Source organism: Mesorhizobium sp. B2-7-2 (genome assembly GCF_006440775.1).
Classification (GTDB): domain Bacteria; phylum Pseudomonadota; class Alphaproteobacteria; order Rhizobiales; family Rhizobiaceae; genus Mesorhizobium.
The window spans coordinates 43,408-65,394 of sequence record NZ_VFTZ01000027.1; the positions used below are offsets into that span (position 1 = coordinate 43,408).

The window sequence follows — 21,987 nt, forward strand, 5'->3', positions numbered from 1 at the left end:
GCGTGTGCGGCATAGCCGGAATCGTGGCACTGGACGCTACAGCGGCGCGGCCTTCACGCGAGGCGCTCCTGCGCATGGCTGGGTCGCTCGTGCATCGCGGTCCGGACGAACACGGTCTCTACCGCGACAATCGCGCGGGGCTGGCCCACGCACGCCTTTCAATTGTCGACCTTTCGAGTGGGCAACAGCCGCTTGCCGACACGGGCGGCAAGGCCTGGATTGTCTTCAACGGCGAGATTTTCAACTACGTTGAGCTTCGCGAAAAGCTGGTCGCGCTTGGTCATCGCTTCCGCACCCGCAGCGACACCGAAGTGGCGGTTCATGCATATCGCGAATGGGGTGACTCCGCTTTTGAGCGCATGAACGGCCAATGGGCAATCGCGATCTGGGATTCGCTGGCCGGCCGCCTCGTCCTATCGCGCGATCGGTTCGGCATATGCCCCCTGCATTTTTGCGAGCACGCCGGGCGCCTCTATTTTTCCAGCGAAGTGAAGGCCATTTTCGCGGCCGACGCGGCTTTGCCGCGAGCCTTTGATCCAGCCGGTATTGATCAGACGTTCACTCTCTGGACGGTGGTTCCGCCGCAAGGCGTGTTCAAGGGGGTTCGGGAACTCAAGCCTGGCCACATTCGCGTCTATGAGAACGGAACCGTTCGTGAGCAGGCATTCTGGAAACCCAGCTATCCCGAGGCGTTCGACGAACGCCGTGAATTCCCAGGGTCGCTCGATGATGCCGTGGACAAAGTGCGCGAGGCTCTGCAGTCGGCGACGGCGCTGCGGATCGACCAGGCCGATGTGCCTGTTGGCTGCTACCTGTCTGGCGGACTCGACAGCTCGCTTGTCGCCATGATGGCAAGCCGCATCGCCGGCGACCGCTTCCAGACATTTTCGCTGCGGTTTGCCGATGCTGAATATGACGAGACCAGCTACCAGCGATTGGTGGTAGGCGCGACCGGCAGCGAGCACCACGAGGTGACGGTTTCTCGCAGCGATATCGCCGATGTCTTTCCAGAGGTGATCTACCACACCGAACGTCCGATCCTGAGGACCGCGCCGGCGCCACTGCTTCTGCTTTCAAGATTGGTACGCGAGCACGGAATCAAGGTCGTGCTGACGGGCGAAGGCGCGGATGAAATGTTCGCCGGCTACGACCTGTTCCGGGAAGGCAAGGTGCGCCGCTTCTGGGGGCATCAACCATCCTCGACGAGACGCGCGCGATTGCTGGAGCACCTGTACCCCTATCTCACTCGTTCTCCGGTGCATCAGCAAGCAATGGCGCGTCAGTTCTTCGGATACGACATCCACGCCCATGATGCGCCAGGTTTCGCACATGGCACCCGTTGGCGCACGACCAGCGCTCTCAAGCGGTTGTTTTCTGCCGACATGAAAGCCGAGACCGAACCGAACAACGCGGCCGCCGCGTTCCTTGCGCGCCTGCCCGCCGAATTTTCGCGCTGGGACTCTCTCGCACAAGACCAGTATATCGAAATCCAGACTTTGATGTCCGGCTATCTGCTCTCCTCGCAGGGAGACCGAATGCTGATGGGCAACTCTGTCGAAGGGCGCTTCCCGTTCCTCGACGATGACGTTGTAAAACTCGCGAACTCGCTTCCAGCCAAATACAAGCTGCGCGTTCTGGATGAGAAGCACGTGCTGAAGCGGGTGGCCGAACCGATCCTGCCGCCGGAAGTCATCGCCCGCAAGAAACAGCCCTACAGGGCGCCGAACGCCCAATGCTTCGTTGCCGACAATGCACCAGCCTATGTGCGCGAGGCACTTTCGGAAAGAGCATTGCGCGACGCAAATGTCTTCGATGCGGAGTCGGTCGCGCGCCTGCTGGGCAAGTGCCGAGCCAGGACCGTGGACCAAGATCTTTCCAATTCCGACAATATGGCGCTGGTGGGCGTGCTCTCCACCCAGCTTCTTCACCAGCAGTTTATCGCAAGCCGCCCCATCGGCAGGCAGAAGATCGAGCTCAGCGTCGACGTTGACCATGAGATCAAGGAAGAGGTGTTGGCATGATGCATGGAGCCATACCGCTGTTGCACGATTATCTCAGGCACTCGGCCGACCGGCTGGGTGACAAGGTGGCGCTGGTCTGCGGCGGGCAACGCGTGACCTATGCCGAGATCGAGACCCGTGCCAACAGCGTTGCGCAACACCTGGCGGACGCCGGAGTGACGCGCGGCGATCGCGTGATGATCTTCGCCGACAACACCGTCGAGACGGTCGTCAGCTTCTGGGCCGTGCTCAAAGCGAACGCCGTGGTGTGCATCGTCAACCCGCTGACCAAGAGCGACAAGCTTCTTTACCTGCTCAACGACTGCCTGCCGGCCGCGCTGATAACGGACAACCATCTGACCTCGGTCTTCAGCGAGCCGGCCCGCAACTGTCCGTCACTGCGCCGGATGATTGTCTCCGGGCCTATAGATGACGCCGAGTTGATGCAACTGCCCCATGCGGTTCGCTGGGACGTTGCGATTGCCGGCAACAGGGCGGCACCGGCGCGCCGATGCATCGACATTGATCTCGCCGCCATAATCTACACGTCAGGTTCTACCGGCGAGCCCAAGGGCGTGATGCTGACGCACACAAACATGATGGCGGCTTGCACCTCGATCGCATCGTACCTTGAGCTCGGCGAAGACGAAGTGATCCTGAATGTCCTGCCCTTGGCATTCGACTACGGCCTATATCAGATGATCATGGCGTTCCGCACTGGCGCCCGTCTGGTGCTTGAACGCTCGTTTGCTTTTGCAGCGCAGATCCTCGGACTGGTCAAGCAAGAGCGAGTTACAGGCTTCCCGGGCGTGCCTACTATTTTTGCGGCGCTCTCGGAGCTCAAATCGCTGAAGGACCAGGATTTTTCGAGCATTCGCTACGTTACGAATACCGCGGCCGCCCTGCCGTTGAAGCATATTCTCATGCTCCAGGACCTTTTTCCGAGCGCGCGCATCTATTCAATGTACGGGCTCACCGAGTGCAAGCGCTGCACCTACCTGCCGCCCGAGGACCTCGAGCGAAAGCCGTCGAGCGTCGGGATAGCCATCCCGAACACGGAAATGTGGATCGTCGACGACGATGACAAGCGGGTCGGCCCCGACGTCGTCGGCCAGCTCGTCATCCGGGGGGCGACCGTGATGAAGGGCTACTGGGGCAAGCCAGAGGCGACCGCAAGGAAGCTTAAACCTGGTCCTCTGCCCGGTGAACAGGTCCTCTACACCGGCGACTACTGCCGGATCGACGCGGAAGGGTACCTTTATTTCGTAGGTCGTGGCGATGAGATCATCAAATCCCGTGGCGAGAAGGTCGCGCCCAAAGAGGTTGAGAACGCGCTTGTTGGCATTCCAGGGGTGCGGGAGGCCGCCGTGATAGGCGTTCCGGACGAACTTCTTGGGCAGGCGGTGAAGGCGTTCGTCGTGATGGAGCAAGGAAGGTCCATCGACGAGAAACAACTGCAGAAGGAATGTCAAAGGCGGCTGGAAAATTTCATGGTGCCAAAATCAATTGTTATCGTATCCAGCCTGCCAATGACAGATACGGGAAAACTTAAGAAGACGGCTTTAGCATAAGCCGTTTTCCACGAGACTTGACGTCAATTTTCTTATTTTAATCGGGGAAGCAAAATGTTGTCCAGCGAAGACAGGATAGAGACTTACAGCGAGAAAATTCGAGGGTTCCTGGCGTCCAACTTCTATGTTGCCGACGCTGAGGCTCTGGAAAACAATACGTCCCTGCTCGACCAAGGTATCGTCGACTCGACGGGAGTCCTGGAGGTCATCGGATTCATTGAGGAAACCTTCGGCATTATCGTCGAAGACAGCGAGCTTCTGCCTGAGAACCTCGATTCCATCCAAGGGATTGCACAATACGTCATCCGAAAAAAGAACTGATCATAGCTGTCTCCCGAACGACAGCATTGGGAAAAGCGGGTTTGTCGTGAGCCAAGAAATCAGCGTCGAGGATGCCTACAGCAAAGGGCGCACCATCTTCATGGGGCTGGAGTTGCTCGTTGCACCTGGCGCGCTTGTGCCGCGCCCGGAGACGGAACTGCTGGGCACAGCCGCCCTCGGCGCCTTGGATCAGTTGAGGACTGCAGAACCCCGCGTTATCGACATGTGCTGCGGCGCAGGCAATCTGGCATGCGCCATAGCGCACTATGCCCCCACCGCTCGGATCTGGGCGAGCGACTTAACTGATGGGTGCGTCAAAGCCGCACGCCGCAACGTCGACCATCATGGACTGGCAGGCCGCGTTTCGGTGCTGCAGGGCGACCTGTTTGAGCCTCTCTCCGGCCCGGAACTTGTCGGCAGGATCGACATGATCGTCTGCAACCCGCCATACATCTCGGAAAAGCGGCTCGAGGGCGACCGCTCTCACTTGACCGAGCTCGAGCCGCGCGAGGCGTTTGCGGCTGGCCCTTACGGCCTGAGCATCCACATGCGGGTGATAAGAGACGCGCCGCAATACCTGCGGCCAGGTGGCATGCTGCTGTTCGAGGTTGGCCTTGGCCAGGACCGGCAAGTCGTGAGCCTGCTCAACCGCGCAAAGGCCTACGAGAATATTGGCACGATCTCGAACGAAGCTGGCGAGGGCCGTGTCGTTGTCGCCCATATGAAGAACCCCGATGAACCAGGCGCGTCGAATGTCTGATCGGGTCACTTTCCTCATCCAACAGACATCAAAACGTGATTCGACAAAGGGCAAAGCCCGTCAATCTTCAAATGGCCAATAAACGCTCGCTTTCCAGGGTCGGTTATCCCCAGCTTGTTCGTGGCGATTCACGATTTAGCGTCCGAGCGTCACGATTTTGCTGCATTTTGATAAAATTTGACGAATGTTAGCTTGATGTAATGTTCGGGGTGGGCGGGTCACAACGAAAGGTAAGATCTTGTCCTACGCTGACAGCGTCCACGAGGCCGTGCGACAATCTCGACTGAGAGATCGCGCGTCGTGAGGGAACATCGTACGCAACATTTGCTCTCAGCCATGTCGGGTTGTTGGTCCGGGCTGGTTGGCATTGGTCTCTTTTCGGCGGTGATAAACATTCTAGCCCTGACCGGCTCCGTCTACATGCTGCAGGTGTATGACCGTGTGCTTCCCTCGCAGAGCGTTCCGACGCTCGTGGGATTTACGGTCGGCATGCTGGGCCTCTATGCCATATACGGGCTGCTCGATTTCGTGCGGCTTCGCTTGCTGGTTCGAATCGGCAACCGCCTTTACAGAAATCTGCAGCACAAGGCCTTCACCATATCGCTGTCGGTACCCCTGGTCGCCGGGCAGGAGGCGAACCGGGTGCAGCCGCTTCGCGACTTGGACCAGTTGCGCGGCTTTCTCTCCGGCCTGGGGCCGACCGTTTTTTTCGACGCCCCGTGGATGCCGTTTTACATGGTGGTCATCTACCTGTTGCACCCTTCCCTTGGGCTGCTGGCAACCATCGGCGCCGTTGTTGTCGTGCTTTTGACCGTGGTCGCAGAAATTGCCGGCCGCGGCCCCGCAGCCAGAACTTCCGAAACACTGGTCGCGCAACGCATCCTTGCCGATGCAGGCCGCCGCAACGCGGAAGTCGTTCAGGCGATGGGTCTCTCCGCCAGGCTTGGCCGACGCTGGGGAGAAGTCAGCCATGCCTATCTCAAGAACCAGGAACGGCTCTCCGACATCGTGGGCGGAACTGGATCATTGTCGAAGACACTCAGGATGGCGTTGCAATCGAGTGTGCTCGGGCTGGGCGCATATCTGGTGATCGGGGGGGACGCTTCCCCGGGTGTGATCATCGCATCTTCCATATTGCTTGGCCGCTCTTTGGCGCCGGTCGACGCCGCGATCGCAAACTGGAGAGGATTTCTGGCCGCGCGCCGAAGCTATTCCGACTTGACTGCAGCGCTCGATGCTTTCGATAGCCAAAGCGCTCCCATGGAGCTTCCCAGCCCGCGGGGGCAGCTCTCCGTCGAGGAATTGACGATAGCCCCTCCAGGCGCACAACGGCCGACGGTTCTAAATGTAAGCTTTCGCCTGGCGAGCGGCGCTGGGATGGCGGTCGTCGGCCCTAGCGGTTCCGGGAAGACAACGCTGGTGCGTGCCCTGGTCGGAGTATGGAAGCCAATTCGGGGAACCGTTCGATTGGACGAGGCTGCTCTCGATCAGTGGAGTTCGGAACTGCTCGGTGCTCATATCGGCTATTTGCCGCAGGATGTCGAACTGTTCGATGGAACTGTTGCCGACAACATCTCGAGATTTGGTGGCCAGAGCGACCCAAAAGGCGTCATGGCAGCCGCTCGAGCGGCGGGTGTCGACAAGATGATCATGCGATTGCCTCAGGGGTTCCAAACACGAATCGGCGAAGGCGGGACGGCCCTGTCGGCCGGGCAGAGGCAGCTAGTCGGACTGGCCAGGGCACTTTATGGCGATCCGTTTCTTGTCGTGCTCGACGAACCGAATTCCAACTTGGATTCAGACGGCGATGTTGCGTTGGCGGGGGCGATCCTGGCGGTGCGTCAGCGTGGCGGTATCGTGATCGTCGTGGCGCATCGCCCCTCTGCGCTCGTCAATATTGACCAGGTATTGGTCATGTCGAACGGGATGGTCCACGCATTTGGCCCGCGAGAAGATGTTCTCTCGAATGTCGTCCGCCCCTTCCCCCAGCCGGCAGTGGTTCCGCTGCAAAAAAATGCCGGCAACGCTTGAGGTCTTATTCCGTGTCTGACGCGACGATTTCCTATGCTCGTGTCGACGACGCAAGTCGTTGGCTCGGAACGAGGCTGACCAAAGATCCGGATGGCATCCGTGCCAACCTGGTTCTGGGCGTGGCAACCACCGCCTTTCTGCTCGTTGGCGGAGGGACCTGGTTGGGATTAACCAAGATCGCCGGCGCTGTGATCGCGCCAGCGACCGTTGTGGTCGAAAGCAGTGTAAAGAAGGTCCAACATCGGACCGGCGGCACCATCGGCGGGATCTTCGCCCAGGATGGTGATCATGTGCGTGCCGGCGCCGTGTTGGTCAGGCTTGACGACACGCTCACACGCTCAAACCTGCAGATCGTCAGTGAAGATCTCGACCGGGTCACCATCCGTCTGGCCAGGCTCGAGGCAGAGCGGCAAGGGCTGCCGGAAATGCAGGTTCCACCCAGTCTGCGCGTGAGGATGAGCGACCCGCGGGTGGCTGCTCTTGTCAACGGAGAACGTGCCTTGTTTGAAAGCCGGGCTACGGCATTGGCTGGCCAAAAGGCGCAGTTGCAGAGCCGCTCGATGCAACTCAGACATCAGATTGACGGTCTCAAGGCTCAGCTTGCCGCGACGAATGACTCCCTGGATCTCCTTACCCACAGCCTTGCCGACGTCCAAGCTCTTTACTCCAAGAAATTGGTGTCCAAAGAGCGACTGAGCAATGTCAGCCTGGAAGAGGCTCGTTCTCGCGGTGAATCGGGGCGACTTGTTGCAGCAATCGCTGAGGTGCAAGCCCACATCAGTGAAACGGACTTGCAGGTGCTTCAGCTCGACGAGCAGATGCGCAGCGATGTGACAAGCGAGCTCCGCGAAAACGAAGCGAAGCGCACAGAACTCGAAGAGCGCAAGATAGTGGCGGACGACGAGCTCGCAAGGACAGATATTCGATCTCCCCAGACCGGGACGGTGCAAGAATCCTCTATCCACACCGTCGGAGGCGTAATTGGGCCGGGAGAGGTGCTCATGGTGGTTGTACCCGATACCGACAACCTTGTTGTGGATGCGCTCATTCCGCCGACCCGGATGGATGATGTCCAGCCCGGGCAGCGGGTATCAATCCGCTTTCCCTCTTTCGACGTCGGAACGACACCCGTCTGCGAGGGTTCGGTGAAGCGTATCTCCGCAGATTTGATCAAGGATCAGGAACGCCAGCTTTCCTATTTTTCGGCTCGCATCCACGTCGACAACCAGGCCACCTGCCTGAAGGGAGAGAAAATCCTAAAACCGGGCATGCCCGCCGAAGTTCACATAAGCACCAACGAGCGCAGCGTCTGGTCGTATTTGCTTAAGCCATTGACCGATCAGATTTCCCGGGCCTTCAAGCAATAGCAGGACCGCAAACGCGGCCCCCGCGGCTAACGCCCTACTGGCTTGCTGCACGTCCTAGATCGCTGCTGAACCTCACCTCGATCGTATCTCCCGGAAGCACTTCTGAATCTTCTTCGACGAGTTGTTTGCGCCATTCTTCACCAATCTTGCGCACGATGGTGATCTGGGTCTGAATCGCTTCTCCGCTTACCGGCAACGGCAGAGCGGACGCGCCAGCGGGCTGTAATTTCTGGCTAGTGGCGTGGAGCCTTGCGGTGGTGTCGGCAAGACGGACATCGGTATCCTTCAACTCGGTCAGCAAACCGATCCTTCGCAGGTTTTCATTGCGCTCGCGTTGCCTGAGATAATCCTCCTGCTGGCGTCGCGCCCGCATGAGCTCGACCGATGTCTGAAGCTGCCCATTGGAAGAGAGAAGCGCGGAGCGCCTGACGTCAGACAGCCTGGCGTTGGTCAGATTGCCCGCTTGAAACAATTTCGTCACGCGAGCCAGGTCATCCTCATCCGCCTTGACCCCGTCGCTCTCGACCTGCTGGCGCTTGGTCAGAACGTCGATCTGCGCCGCGGCATCCTTTGCGCCCTGATCAACGTAGCTTTGCTCCTGCTGGAAGTTATCGAGAGAGATCTTCAGCGCCTCTCCCTCGGCGTCGGCAATGGCCGAGCTGAAGGCGGCAGACAATGGTGACCCTTGGGGGGGCTTGGTATCGAAACTTGGCTGATCCTGCAGTTCGGCGCGAATGCGAGCACTGTGGTAATAGTCGCGGGTGTATTCCCCCCAAAGCGATTCATAGTCGCGCTGCAGATCAACCGGGTCGGGACCAGTCTGATTTACGCGTGAGCGCAAAAGGCTGAGACCGCCAGACACCGCAATCGCCTGTCTCACCGTCATGAGAGGCCGATATGCCTGCTGGCCGGGAGTGAGCACCTCGCCAGTCACGTAGATCGGACGATATTCCGCGACTATCGCGGTCACATCGCCAGGTTGGACAACGATCATCTGCTCTCGCCCATCGGGCAAACGCTGGTGAAATATCTTGGTAGGCAAGATCGTTTCCATGCGGGTCTGCAGTTCGGCAGGTGTCAGACCGCCGATTGATATCTTCCCGACTTGGGGAAGCGCGATCGTACCGTCCATCTGGATTACCGCACGTTGAGTTCGTTCCGGTATCGAAGAGATTCCTATTTCGACGATGTCGCCGGGAGAGAGATGGTAGGCTGGCCGTACGTCCGCCGCGGAGGCAGCATCAACCGCAGCCAGCACACCTATCGCTGCAAGAAGATTTCGGTTCATGAATGCCATCGGTGACATCTCCATTCAGTTCGACTTCGCCTCTTCCGACCAGTCGACGCGGGTGACGAAGTCATAAACAGGTCCGCCGGGCACACCCCAGTTGCTGGACCAGATTACCTGCGAGCCATCGGGCGACGGCGAGGCATGGGTCTCGCTGCGGTAGTCGAAATCAACGCTGCGCGTTTGCGCTATGCGCCGAACCTCTCCGCTGCCATCGAGGCGCAGCGCGATAACCTCTCGTGCATAGGGTGCCATTTCCGGACGGGCCGAAACCTCATTCGGGTCGCCGCCGTAGCTCAGGAACACCCAGCCAGGTTTGTTCAAAGCACGCAGAGAAGCATGCGAGGCCTCGCCGTATTTCATAAGCGCAGTTATTTTCCCGTCAGACAGCCGGCGTTTGATCACCTGATAGCTGTCCGGATAGGATTTGCTGATGCCGACGTAGATCTCGCTCCCATCGGCGTCGACCGTCATGTCGCCATGCCCCGGCCGATGATGCTCTGTCCACTGCTGGCCTGGAGCGCCGTCGATCGAAAAAATAAACGCCTGTTCGGTGCCGTCCGCCAGTGCCTGGATGCAGAGAATATTTTCGCCCAGAGGAGAGATCGAACAGTTCTCATTGACCCCAGCAAGCCGCCCAAGTGCGATATCGGCAAACTTGCTATGCTGCTTGAGATCGTACGCGAAGACGACCTCGGCACCGTCCGATCGAAGTGCACGCACTGCCAGGCGGTTACCGTCTCGGCTCGGGTTGCCTTTGCCTGGTCCGAAGTGCAGATCCCGATAGTCCTTTGAATCGAACAGCACATCCTCGTGATTGGTCCGCGGCGCCCAGGTCGATATTCGTCGGCCTCCAACGCAAATCATCAGATCCGCATTTTGGGGATGCCACTCACATTCGCCCGATCGATCGCGCTTCAGCAGCGGTAGGAATGTGTGTCCGTCGAAAAAGCACATCCCGTTGCAGCCGTTGGTTATAACGAGAAGGCTCTGGTCCGCATTCCAGGCTTGGGCGCTGGAATAACGGTGGCTGCAATAATCTTTTATACACGCGACCCCATTTCCAAGCGGCCCGGATTTTGTGATCCGGGTGAATGTTTCCCCAAACGCGGGATCGACCGTAGGACGCAGATAGTCCGGCAACTGCATCGCCGGCGTCGCAACAAAGTACGTTGACGTATTGCTCGCCTGGCTTGCGGCAGCATGCGGACCAAGGCACGCGATAGCGAAGATCATCGACAACGCTAGTCGGCGACGACAAGTCATGTCATGTAGCCCATTTCCCGGCGCACCCGCCCCTCGCTGAGACGCGCTTTCCACCATGATATGGTGCGCTCCAACCCATCTCGCAGATTGGTACGGGCTCGCCATCCGGTCTGCGTTTCGAATTGCGTCGAGTCTGCAAGCAGCGCGCGAACCTCGGAGTTCTGTGGGCGCAAGCGGCTTTCATCTCGATAGACAGGCTTCTTCGATCCGCTCAACTCGACCACCAGGTCCAGGACCTCCGCGATCGTCGCGGCACGCTGGCTTCCGGCATTGTAGGCATGGCCGAATTTGAGTTCCGCCACGCCTGCGGTCAGGAATGCCGCGGCCGTGTCTTCGACGAAGGTTAGATCGCGGATAGGGCTCGTATCCCCGACCATGATAGCCGAGCAGTTCTTGTCGAGGGCCTGCCTGATTATGGTCGGCACTATCGCCCTCTCGCTCTGGCGTGGGCCGTAGGTATTGAATGGGCGCAGAGTTACGACGGGAACATCAAAAGACCTGGCGTAGGCTTCGGCCATCATGTCGGCCCCGATCTTGGATGCCGAATATGGAGACTGGCCCTGCAGCGGATGAGATTCCTTGATAGGCATGGTCAGCGCCGTGCCGTAGACCTCGCTGGTCGAGGTGTGCACGACGCGTTCCGTGTCCCACTGACGCGCTGCCTCGAGAACATTCATCGTCCCCATGACATTGGTTTCTACGTATGACTGGGCAGCCGCGTACGAATATGGAATCGCGATGAGGGCAGCCAGATGAAAAACCACAGCTTGGCCGCGCATGATCCTGTTCAGGAACGCGCTGTCGCGCACGTCGCCACGCACGGATTTCAGGTGGCCTCGGATGTTGTCCGGCAAATCGTCAAGCCAGCCGTGACTGTCGAACGAATTGTAGAGCGCTAATGCTGTGACATCCGCGCCGTTGCGGACCAGCGCCTCGGTGAGATGCGATCCGATAAATCCATCGGCGCCCGTGACCAGTACCTTTTTGCCTTTGTAGTCCATGACCAATCGTCCCTCTTGTCATGTCCACTCTGACGGTGACACTCACCGGAGTGTCAGCCCGACTGCGCCTAAGTCGCGATCGGCGACTGCGGTACCCGGCCTAGAACGGCTAGAAAACCGCGGGCCATCCAGACGGCGTCAGCCGCCAAAGTTCGCTGCGGATAATAGGAAAGGTCGATCCTGGCCTTGGCGGGAAACAGGGTCTCGCGATAGTACAGCACCGGATCCGTGAACTTCGGATAGAAACTCGCTTCGTTGCGGAAGAGAACCTGGCTCGGACCGAGTAGGCCAGGCTTGTACTGCAAAACAGCCTCGGCGCCGCCGTGGAAACAATCGGCGAACGCCAGGCTCTCCGGTCGCGGCCCAATGATTGCCATGTCGCCTATGATCACATTCCATAGTTGCGGCAGTTCATCGAACTTTGTCGCGGCAAGCACGCGCCCTATCGTTGTCATGCGCTTGTCGTCGGCGACCGTCAGCGCGAGGCCGTGGGGATCGCATCGCACGTCGAACTTGCGGAACTTGTACATGCGAAAAGGCTGAGCCCCGGCGCCCAAGCGGGTTTGTGCAAACAAAACGGGCCTACCGCCCTCGGCCAGAAGGGCGATGGCGATCAGCAGCATCAGTGGCGCAAACAAGACCGCAGCAACGCTCGCAATAGCGATGTCGATCAAACGCCGCGCAGACCCATGGGCCGAGACTGCAACGAAGCGTCGGTGGAGGGATTGATCTGTCGCATTCATGCGGCCGTTCCCGCTTTAGTACAGCCGCTCACCGCAGTTGCCAGAGCCTCCACAACCGCTTCGACCACCGCTGAGGTCATCTGCGGGTGAAGTGGAATCGTCAATTCCCGCTGAGCAAAGTCTTCTGTTCGCGGCAATTGGGTCCCGGGAAAAAGCTCGCGGTACAACGTCATCCGGTGCACGGGCGGATAGTGGATCGTTGTTTGGATTCCCTGGTTGCGCAGTTCGTCGATAACGGCTTGCCTGTCGGCGTATCGCGGCAAAAGTATCGGCATGATGTGGTGCGCCGACCTCCGCGATTCACTGAATGGAACGGCTATTGCCGGGCAGTGTGTTGCAATGAGTCGCCGATAAAGGACGACGAGGATACGCCTTACTTCGTTCCATTCTTGCAAGTTTCCCAACTGGACAAGTCCGATTGCGGCCCGCATCTCGTCCATACGGTAATTGAACCCAAGCATGGTGACGTCATACTGCGGCGTGCGGCTGTTTAGCCGCTGGTGTGTGCCGGTGGTCATCCCGTGCCCGCGCGCTTGGCGAATCCTTTCGAGCAGTTCATGGTCTTGGGCGATTACGGCGCCACCCTCGGCGGTTGTCATGTTCTTGTTGCCGTAGAAGCTGAAGGCCGCGGCAACGCCGAAGGTCCCTACTTCTCTCAAGCCAGGAGCATGCGCCGCGTCTTCAATGATGTGCAGTCCCCGTACACGAGCGAACCTTTGCCATTGTTCTCGATTGGCCAGATACCCGGCGAAGTGAACGAGAATAATGGCCTTCGTTCGCGGCGTGCATCGGGCCTCGGCTTCCGCCAGCGACATCAACGGCAAGTCGGCTGATTCAATATCGACAAAGACGGGAGTTGCACCGACATAGAGCACTGAGTTCGCGGTTGCCACGAAAGTTAGCGACGGAACCAGCACCTCATCGCCCGGGCCAATGCCAAGTCCGTGCAAAATGAGATGAAGCGCCGCAGTACAGGAACTCACTGCAACGCAATCGTCCGCGCCATGCATGCGGGCAAACGACTCTTCAAACAATCGAACCTGCTCGCCCATGGTCAACCAGCTGCTATCAATGACCTTTGATAGAGCCGCCTTCTCCGGAACACCCAAAATCGGGGCACTGACCAAGAGCATGGTGACCTCACTCCCAAATCATCATTCGTGTTTGAGTTTCTCGCTGTTTGTCAGGCAGCCGCTGCCGCGACTTCGATCGAAGCCGACTGCTCTTCCCAGGAAATGGCTTGAGCATTCTGGAAATCGTCGACGCGGCCGATATCGAGCCAGAGTCCGTCATGCTTGTAGACATGGACGACCGTGCCTTGCTGCATCATCTGCAGCATCAAGTCGTCGAATCCGAATGGAATGCCGGAGGGAATAAAACTCAGAACATCCGGATTCATGCAGTAGATGCCCATGCTAACGAGATGAGAAAGCGTCGGCTTCTCGCGGAACATCTGCACTGCATCGTCGACTTCGTCGATGACGCCGAAATCCATCTTGATAAGACGGTTGGCGGTAGCGATGGTCACCGGATCCTTGTGCTTGCGGTGGGCAGCTGTGAATCGGCTGAGGCTAAGATCGGTGAGAACGTCGCCGTTCAGCACGATAAAGGGTTCGGTCAGTTCATCTCGGATGAGCGACAGTGGCCCGATGGTGCCCAGCGGCTCCATCTCCTGAGTGTACCGTATTTTCAGGTTCCATTGCGAACCATCACCGCACACGCTGCGGATGAGATGGCCGAGATACCCGGTCGTGATGTAGACCTCTTCAATGCCATTGCGTCGCAGCCACTTGAGAAGCAGCTCGAGCACGGGCCGGGCACCAATTGGCATCAGCGGCTTCGGCAACACCGACGTAAAGGGACGAAGTCGTGTTCCCATTCCACCGCATTGAATAACCGCTTTCATCCGATCCTCCATAGTTCATCGCCGCGTCAATGGTTGGTGCCTGGGTAGACGCGTTCAGACCTCTTTCGACCAGGGTGGGTCGGATAGAAAAGTCGCTACGTGTCCGTCCCGAGCATCTTATGGGGAACGGTATGTGAGCGTTCGAAGGATGTCGTCGTGCAATCGAATGGCACCAATCCATTGCCTCCGCAGGTTCAGCGACTAGGCCGGTCCGCCCCCGTCCGCCGCGAGGCACGATGGCGCCGAATATGCCGACCTGCATCTGCAAAATTGCTTAGCCACGAGATCTTCAAATCCCCCAGTGCGGACCTCACAATCCACCTGCTGGAATTTACGTCTCGCTACCGCTCAAACAGCTGATGCCACATGGAATTTTGGTAGTTGGCCATAGACACGCCTGATCGCGACATTAGCGTTCTGACAAAGGCAGAGACGGTGCGATTCTGGCCGATTGAACGGTCCTCGGAAAAAAGAAAGAGATTTTTCCGCCATAGAGGAATATATTAGCGGTACGGCGCGCATGTGATGCGGATTTCTGGGCGTTCGACGAGTGGTTGGCCACCGCCAAGGCCGTTCCCCGATTGATCGTTTAGCCGCATTAGGCGTTTCAGGGCCCGCTTTGTAGGGCCTGCGTTGGGGTGGAATGCAAATGTATCGAGTCGTCATTGCGGACGATCACGGTTTGTATCGTCGTGGGCTAAGTTTGGCGCTCAAGGCCGAGCTCCCGGAACTGGAGATATTCGAAGCTGGATGTTTTGATGCCGCTGCCAGTGTCCTGGCTGAGCGGGACATCCATCTTGCCATTCTGGATCTGAACATGCCGGGACTGTTCAACCAGCAAGTGCTCGGCGACTTTTTGTCAGCGTATCCGGACACCCGTTTTGCAATCGTTTCCGGGAATGATTCACGAGCGGAAATATTGAAAGCCCTATCGATCGGACTGCACGGCTATATCGTGAAATCTCAGACGGACCAGGAAGTGGTGTCGGCAGTGCGCGAGATTCTGGCAGGCCGCATCTATGTTCCGGCGCTGTTGTCCCGGCCTTCCGGGGGTCCCGGGTCACACGCACCCCAATCGGCAAGGGCATGGACCCAACGGCGGATGGGAGCGGCCAGCCTTAGTAAGTTGACTTCAAGGCAACGTGACGTGCTCAAGCTGATGGCGGAAGGCTTCTCAAACAAGGAGATAGCTCGCGATTTGGACATTTCCGAAGCAACGACAAAAATCCACGCCGCTGCGGTAATGCGTGAGCTGGGAGTACGCAACCGCACCGAGGCAGCCGTCGCGCTACAAAACTGGCGTTCGAAATATACTGACTAGGGCGCGATTTCACGTCGAGACAACCGCAGCGAATATCGTAGACCGCCTTCAAATATTTCCAGCTTCGAGGCATGGCCGATAAGCGGCGCGGTATTGACGCCCAATATCATCGAACCAATGCCATGGCCGATGTTCTTGGCTTTCCTGCGTCTTCCCGATTCTATCCAATCGAAGACGACGTCATCGCTTTCTCCGCTATCAGCCCATCCAACCTCAAGGCGCCCTCGGGAACCGCCAAGCGCGCCGTGTTTGACGGAGTTCGTCGTAAGCTCGTGAACAACCATTGCGAAGGTTTCGGCAGCGCCGCTTGACATCATGACGTCAGGGCCATGGATCTTTATCTTTCGCGTCTCCGTGTATGGCAACAGTTCCTGGACCACGAGGTCCCGGAGCAATACCGAACTGGCGGTGCGGCCGGAGATCATCATATGCGTGACCTCAAGCGCTCGTATCCGATCGATTAGGTCCTCCTTGAACTTCATGACGTTGTTTTCCGGAGCACTAACCATTTTGACCAGCGCTATCACGACCGCGAAAAGATTGCTGAATCGATGGCGCTGTTCGATCAAAATACGGTCCCGTCTCCTGACCGTGGCGCGCAAAAGCGTGGTCTGCCGACGTTCAGTCAGGTCAGCTGCTATCCCGATCAGCAGCTGCTGATCGTGATACCGCTCCTCCCGTCCGCGCAGAGCGACCCAACGAACAGGTCCATCCGATCGTCGCACCCTAATCTCGACGTCGTAATTCGTGGTCGCGCCGGATTCTTTGGGAAGTGCAAGCTTTGGCCAGTCGGCGGAATAGACGACGGCAGCTAGCTCGTCTATCGGCCGGCTGGTGGCGCGCGGCAGGCCTAAGATTTCCCAAAATTTATCGGAACCCGTGACAACGCCGCTTTTGAGGTCGACTTGCCAGGTTCCCAACCGCCCCGCCGAAAGCGCCAGATCAAGCCGTTCCTTCTGAACCCGGATCGCTTCGCGCGCCGTCCGTCGTTCCGAGATGTCATCGACAACGATGATCGCGCTCTCTGAAAGGAGGCCGTCGGAACGGTACGACGATAGGTTCAGGCGAGCCCAGAATGTGGAACCGTCCTTCTTCTTCAATCGGACTTCCATATCGAATGGCATCGCGGACTTGCCTTGATCGGCAAGCGCTTCAACAACGCTGTCGCGATCATCGGGATGAACAAGTTGCGCAAGCGGAAATTGAGCAAGGTCGGCTTCGGTATATCCCGTCAGTTCACTAAGACGTTTGTTGGATTGCAGAAGCTCGCCTCTTTCATTCGTGTTCGCAAAGCCCAGGGCCGCACGCTCGAACACCGAACGGAAGCGGCTTTCGGTTGCCTCGACGGCGGCCAATCGAATTTCGGCGACCTCCAGGGCCTCGCTAAGGTCCTGCCGCAAGCGGTGGAACATGAAGGCGATCATAAAGCCGGAAACCAGGAGAAAGATTGCTCGCGGCCAGTCCTCTGCGGGAATTGAACCGCGCAGAAGTCGTTCGGCCCCGAGGCTGGCGGCGACTGTCACGACGGTCGCAATGATTGCTCCGCAACGCCCAACAAGATATGCAGCGACAATTATAGCTGGAATAGATGATATGAAGGTTGCTTCAGTTTCCGTATGAATTAAGTTTGTTATTACGAATATTAGTGTGACAACTAGCACCAACATGGAAGCCATGTGAGCTAGCGAGATGCCCTTCAAGGCCGAAACCAATCTACGCAGATGCAGCCCCATATCCCGCAGACTACAACTTTCGGATTAGTCCGTCGAGCCTAGAACTCCGCCGCCTGATCTAATACCACAGCCGGATTGCGGCCCTCAAATCCAAGCTTACTATCATTTACGAAGAGCGTCCGGTTCGCTGGACTCATTGTAAGAGTGCATGAAGAAGCCGCTGCAAACCTCTGGGATCAAAGGTTTTTGGCAGAGGCATCTGTTTTGAGAGTCAAGCGTAACGATTGGAGATCTTAGCGGTTTTCGGCCAACAGGGGTGGGAAGGCAATGTCTTTCATCGATAGGCACAACGACACCGTTGCGAATAAGCGTCATATTGAATTGAGCACTGCTTACGGCAGTGTTGCTCGCCTGGCACGCTACACGTCGGACAGGCAGGGTACAGCATGCGCGTCAAAGCGCCGGAGCCTGGAATCCGTCACCGGCATGCTGGACCGGATTGGCTGTGGCTTCCTGGTCCTCAATCGCGAGAAAAAGGTGGTGGAGTGGAACACTGCCGCTCAAAGCACCTTTGAACGACAGGGTGAGACGGCCGGCACGGCTCCGGAGCTTACGGCTGCGCTGAGGCGGCTGGTCGCGAACGTTCCAACCAACTTCCTGCCAGGTTCGTTGTCGTGGGTGGTGATCCGCACCACTGACGATCGGCCGGTGATACTCAATGAGGGCGGGGTGATTGCGCCCGACGGAACGAGTATCGTAGCATTGTTGGACCGGGAGACCCGGTCCTCTGCTAATCCTCAGACATTGCAAAAGATGTTCGGCCTCACGAGCGCTGAAACTCAGCTTGCCATGAGGTTAGCTCAAGGGGACGCACCATTGGAAATCGCCCGCAGCTGGCATCTGAGCCGCACCACGATCCGATCCCAGCTTGCCTCGCTGTTTGCCAAAACTGAAACCAAGCGCCAGGGTGAACTGGTAGCTCTGCTCGGACGAATTTCCGTATTGCCGTGATAATGCCGCCTCGAACCGCGAGGCGGCGCGTGTCCGGTATGTTGGTTTGGCATTGCGTCTGTGCGAGCGCATTCCTGCCTGATCCAGATAGCCGACGATCTCGATGCAAAATATTCGAAGCGGGGCAATTCGTCATGGCCGGACATAATTCCAAGACCACGGGCATGCTTGACGCACAACCTGACAAATCCCGTTCAACAGGAACGATATCCGGTCGATCCAGTCCGGACATGGCGGTTATGCAGCTGGCACGAAAAGGTCCTGTTGTAGTCACCGGCGCCGCAGGCTTTATCGGGTTTCATGTGGCGTCGCGGCTTTTGCGTCACGGTGCGCGGGTCATAGGCGTGGATAATTTCACGCCCTACTACGATCTAAAGCTCAAGGAAGCGCGTTTTGCGCATCTCTGCGCCGAGCTAGGTTTCACTCCGATGCGTATGGATCTGGCGGATCGATTGTTGGTGCAAGCTTTGTTCTCCGACTTTCAACCATCGTATGTCGTCCACCTGGCTGCCCAGGCGGGCGTGCGTTACTCTCTTGTCGACCCGCATGCCTATGTTCATTCCAACATCGTGGCGTTTCTCAATGTTCTTGAGGGTTGTCGGCACTTCGACATCAAGCATCTGGTCTACGCTTCATCCAGTTCGGTTTACGGCGCCAACCAAACCATACCTTTTTCCGAACATGGCGGCGCTAACCATCCAATAAGCTTCTATGCCGCCACCAAGCGCTCGAATGAAGCCATGGCGCATTCGTACAGTCATCTATTTGGCTTGCCGGTCACAGGGTTGCGGTTCTTCACCGTCTACGGTCCATGGGGCAGGCCCGACATGGCTGTCTACGCGTTTACCCGCGCCATCGCCGAAGGACGCGTGATCGAGGTGTCCAATGCCGGCCGTGTCTGGCGAGATTTTACCTACATCGACGATATCGTCGAAGGGGTGGTTCGAATACTCGCAACGCCACCGTGTGCGGACCGGAATTGGGACGGTCGCGCAGCTGATCCAGCTACCAGCTCAGCCCCATATCGCCTGTACAACATTGGCAATGACCAGCCAGAAGAGATCAATAGGCTAATCGCGATTATAGAGACAGCCGTAGGTCGCAGAGCTCTCAGGAGGGATGTGCCTTTGCCTCCAGGTGATGTTCTCGAGACACGCGCCGATGTAGGCGATCTTCGCCGGGCCGTAGACTTCGCGCCGGCGACCACGCTCCAGGATGGCGTTGCCCGTTTCGTCGAATGGTATCGACACTTTCATGGAAGCGCGACGGCCTCCGAAGCGGAGCAACAAACGCTCGTGTCAGCGTAGACTGCCGGCAGTTCGCGCTGCTCACTCAGACTCGCGCGGTCAGCTCACTGGCGTCGCCTGAAGGTGCGGCTCCGTCGGCGATCTCTCTCAACGCGCTCGGCTCGCTGATCGGCAAGAACGAGGCATTCTCTGCGTCTTTTTCGTTTGGCGCTTCATCGAGACGCCGATACGCAAGCCCGCCTATCCGTACGCACCTTGATGCCTGCATTAGAATGGATCACATCGCGCCAGCCGGGGTCTGTCGCGCCTCGACCGATGACCGTGGGTGCAACAAAGGTTATGAAAGCTTAAGTTGACGGGTATCCCGGTCACCAATCCCAGAGCATCAAGTCAGCGCAAGAACCAAGTCCGCTGGGTGCTTTCGACCGTGCGGCTGTTAAAGGACGTAATCGCGTAGATCAGTCCGGGCGTGATCTTCAGTCGCTTGCGAATATAAATCGCCATGGCGACGTTCCATACGACCAGGGCAAGCGCGAGCCCTATTGCTGCGCCCAGCGGACCGTAGATCTCTACTCCGATAGCACAGCCGACGACACCAAAAGCTGCCCCGAGGATCATCGTCACAGCGGCCGCCCATTCGTTTCCGGTCATGGTCAAGAGATTGAGCTGCGGTCCGCACAGGGCCACGAATACGTAGCCGAGCATCAGCACCCGCGCGATCGGTGCTCCAGTTCCGAAATCCTCACCGAACCAGCTTAAAAGCGGCCGAACAATCAAGAGCAATGGGATTGCCATTGCTATTGCGGCACCGGAAGAAAGCAGGGCAGCTCGTGAAAACAGCTCTTGTAAACCTCTTCGGTCGTTTTTTGCGTAAAGCGTAGCTGCCGTCGGCGAAAACATTGTAGAGACGGCCACCAACGAGAGACCAACAAGCAACGCGACATTGAGCCCCAGGGCGAAAATGCCTGCGTCGCGTATGTGGCCGGTCCAGCCGAGCACCATTACCCCCGCTCTGTTGATGAAGACGTCAAGACCCGCCATCAGCATGATAGGGGGGACCGCCGACCACCAATCCTTGGACGCATCGGCAGGTTCGGCATGTCGTAAACCCGGCGGCTGAAATCTTGCTAACAGGACAAAGACGAATGCGACTGTTACGGCCGAACTCGTCAGCACCGCTTGCATGACCAATGGTGCATTCAGAGTCCACGAACCGGACAAGGCGGCGGCACTTAACAATGTGAGCAGCAGTCCATCACGCACAATGCGTTCTGGCAGAAGGGCAGAAACACCGCCGCCGAAGGCACGGATGAGAGCCGCGCCCAAGGCTGAAGTCGTGACCAGCGGAACGGCGGCCATACCCAAGAGCTGGCTGATCTCAAGTTCCCTGTTGTGTGAGGACGAAGACAGAAAGATGTAGGTCGCCCCTGCCAAGCCGAATAGAGACGCCACTGCCAACGAGCGTTGAAAGGCAAATCTGATTATGCCGTGGGCCAGGTCCAGGCGCCCCTGGGCCCTGTAGGCAGATACAAAGCGCAACAACGATACGTTGAAGCCAAGGGTCGCGAGATATGCGAGCACCGATGTGGTTGAAAGGACGTAGGAGTAGATACCATAGCTGGTAGAGCCTACGATACGAGCAATCAGCAATTGCGCCAGGCTGGTTAGACCCGCCCCAGCCACATAGATCATGAGTGCAAAAACAGTGGCATAGCCCAGGCTACGGTTTATTTCTTCCTTCCCGAGCGTTACCGCGTCGTTTCCAGCAGCGGAATTTAGCGGGTTCTGTATTGTGATGGTATCCACGCCGTCATCAAGGTAGGCATTGTCTACCGTCAGCGGTTGCGATGAGTGGACAACTTGATGTCGGTACATGGGAGTGACCTGATCGCGGGCCATCTTGAAGGCAATCTTGCGGCTGACGAGCTCGACGCTTTTCGACAACGATCGGTCGTCGAGAGTTTCAACGGAAATTGTTTTCCTGTCGGTTGCCACAAGGATGTCATTGATATTTTGAAACACTCCGAAAGCCCGCATGCTCGCTTCGAAATCCGCATCGAGAATGCGTTCGGCCGGAGCCGCCTGCATCATCCGCTCCCGCAACCGCGCCTCGGCTGCTGCACGAGGCAATACCACTCGCAAGGTAAAATCCGCGGTAGGAGTGACCTTTAGCGCTCTTGCAATCGCAACGTTGTCGACGCACCCGTGAAAAATCGACAGTGAAGCAACAGCTTGCACGTACCCCTGGTCGAATATTGTGATCTCTCTGCACTGTCGCGCTTGGTCCCAACGATTGGAAAGGTTTATGATTTTTTGCCAGACCCGAGCTCGCCAAATAAATTTCCTTGGCTCAATCGCCTTTAGCATCGACGACGAGATCGACAGATATTTTATCAAATCCGACGTGTATATAAACAGTTTTGCAGTTGAAAATATTGCCAATAATACTCTATAAATAAACGTAAATATCCCGAGATCTAC

17 protein-coding genes are annotated in these 21,987 nt (G+C 57.8%); 9 read left to right on the plus strand and 8 right to left on the minus strand.

Annotated elements, in window-relative coordinates; genetic code table 11:
* Nucleotides 1-2 precede the first annotated feature (2 nt).
* The 6 genes from asnB (at nucleotide 3) to FJ425_RS27050 (ending at nucleotide 8,050) form a co-directional block, all read left to right on the plus strand.
* Nucleotides 3-2,021 (plus strand): asparagine synthase (glutamine-hydrolyzing), encoded by a 2,019-nt coding sequence (asnB, locus tag FJ425_RS27025; RefSeq protein WP_140727269.1) that lies wholly within the window; start codon nucleotides 3-5, stop codon nucleotides 2,019-2,021.
* Complete coding sequence (locus FJ425_RS27030; protein ID WP_181176071.1) at nucleotides 2,018-3,571, plus strand: AMP-binding protein; 1,554 nt, start codon at nucleotides 2,018-2,020, stop codon at nucleotides 3,569-3,571. The genes asnB and FJ425_RS27030 overlap by 4 nt, the downstream gene beginning before the upstream one ends.
* 54 nt (nucleotides 3,572-3,625) lie before the next feature.
* The gene (locus tag FJ425_RS27035) at nucleotides 3,626-3,892 is read left to right on the plus strand and encodes an acyl carrier protein (protein WP_140691210.1); all 267 of its coding nucleotides are present in this window, start codon (nucleotides 3,626-3,628) and stop codon (nucleotides 3,890-3,892) included.
* Between the two features lie 46 nt (nucleotides 3,893-3,938).
* Nucleotides 3,939-4,652 (plus strand): class I SAM-dependent methyltransferase, encoded by a 714-nt coding sequence (locus tag FJ425_RS27040; protein WP_140727271.1) that lies wholly within the window; start codon nucleotides 3,939-3,941, stop codon nucleotides 4,650-4,652.
* 336 nt (nucleotides 4,653-4,988) lie between these two features.
* The gene (locus FJ425_RS27045; RefSeq protein WP_140727285.1) at nucleotides 4,989-6,683 is read left to right on the plus strand and encodes a type I secretion system permease/ATPase; all 1,695 of its coding nucleotides are present in this window, start codon (nucleotides 4,989-4,991) and stop codon (nucleotides 6,681-6,683) included.
* A gap of 11 nt (nucleotides 6,684-6,694) precedes the next feature.
* Nucleotides 6,695-8,050, plus strand: a complete 1,356-nt coding sequence (locus tag FJ425_RS27050; RefSeq protein WP_246678020.1) for an HlyD family type I secretion periplasmic adaptor subunit — start codon at nucleotides 6,695-6,697, stop codon at nucleotides 8,048-8,050.
* Nucleotides 8,051-8,084: 34 nt separating this feature from the next.
* Here the strand turns inward: FJ425_RS27050 and FJ425_RS27055 are convergent, their stop codons facing one another.
* The 6 genes from FJ425_RS27055 to FJ425_RS27080 form a co-directional block, all read right to left on the minus strand.
* Entirely contained in the window at nucleotides 8,085-9,347 is a 1,263-nt protein-coding gene (locus FJ425_RS27055; RefSeq protein WP_140727273.1) for a polysaccharide biosynthesis/export family protein, read from the minus strand.
* A 15-nt stretch (nucleotides 9,348-9,362) separates the two neighbouring features.
* On the minus strand, nucleotides 9,363-10,574 hold the full coding sequence (locus FJ425_RS27060; RefSeq protein WP_246678022.1) for a hypothetical protein: 1,212 nt from the start codon (nucleotides 10,572-10,574) through the stop codon (nucleotides 9,363-9,365).
* Nucleotides 10,575-10,600: 26 nt separating this feature from the next.
* Nucleotides 10,601-11,605, minus strand: coding sequence for an SDR family NAD(P)-dependent oxidoreductase (locus FJ425_RS27065; protein ID WP_140545349.1), 1,005 nt, complete (start codon nucleotides 11,603-11,605; stop codon nucleotides 10,601-10,603).
* Between the two features lie 68 nt (nucleotides 11,606-11,673).
* Complete coding sequence (locus tag FJ425_RS27070) at nucleotides 11,674-12,348, minus strand: sugar transferase (RefSeq protein ID WP_140630536.1); 675 nt, start codon at nucleotides 12,346-12,348, stop codon at nucleotides 11,674-11,676.
* Nucleotides 12,345-13,481, minus strand: a complete 1,137-nt coding sequence (locus FJ425_RS27075) for a DegT/DnrJ/EryC1/StrS aminotransferase family protein (RefSeq protein WP_140545351.1) — start codon at nucleotides 13,479-13,481, stop codon at nucleotides 12,345-12,347. Before FJ425_RS27075 ends, FJ425_RS27070 begins: the two co-directional genes overlap by 4 nt.
* A gap of 50 nt (nucleotides 13,482-13,531) precedes the next feature.
* On the minus strand, nucleotides 13,532-14,254 hold the full coding sequence (locus FJ425_RS27080; protein ID WP_140545352.1) for an NDP-sugar synthase: 723 nt from the start codon (nucleotides 14,252-14,254) through the stop codon (nucleotides 13,532-13,534).
* Nucleotides 14,255-14,903: 649 nt separating this feature from the next.
* Here FJ425_RS27080 and FJ425_RS27085 point away from each other — a divergent pair.
* Nucleotides 14,904-15,575, plus strand: coding sequence for a response regulator transcription factor (locus FJ425_RS27085; RefSeq protein WP_140630533.1), 672 nt, complete (start codon nucleotides 14,904-14,906; stop codon nucleotides 15,573-15,575).
* Here FJ425_RS27085 and FJ425_RS27090 read toward each other — a convergent pair.
* Entirely contained in the window at nucleotides 15,572-17,098 is a 1,527-nt protein-coding gene (locus tag FJ425_RS27090; RefSeq protein ID WP_246678024.1) for a sensor histidine kinase, read from the minus strand. The genes FJ425_RS27085 and FJ425_RS27090 overlap by 4 nt on opposite strands.
* A gap of 477 nt (nucleotides 17,099-17,575) precedes the next feature.
* On the opposite strand from FJ425_RS27090, the gene FJ425_RS27095 reads away from it, so the two are divergent.
* Together FJ425_RS27095 and FJ425_RS27100 are read left to right on the plus strand one after the other, a co-directional pair.
* Nucleotides 17,576-18,259, plus strand: coding sequence for a helix-turn-helix transcriptional regulator (locus tag FJ425_RS27095; protein ID WP_140545355.1), 684 nt, complete (start codon nucleotides 17,576-17,578; stop codon nucleotides 18,257-18,259).
* A 239-nt stretch (nucleotides 18,260-18,498) separates the two neighbouring features.
* The gene (locus tag FJ425_RS27100; RefSeq protein ID WP_140630997.1) at nucleotides 18,499-19,566 is read left to right on the plus strand and encodes an NAD-dependent epimerase/dehydratase family protein; all 1,068 of its coding nucleotides are present in this window, start codon (nucleotides 18,499-18,501) and stop codon (nucleotides 19,564-19,566) included.
* Nucleotides 19,567-19,896: 330 nt separating this feature from the next.
* Here FJ425_RS27100 and FJ425_RS27105 read toward each other — a convergent pair.
* On the minus strand, nucleotides 19,897-21,987 hold a 2,091-nt coding region (locus FJ425_RS27105), incomplete at its 5' end, for a lipopolysaccharide biosynthesis protein (protein ID WP_246678026.1).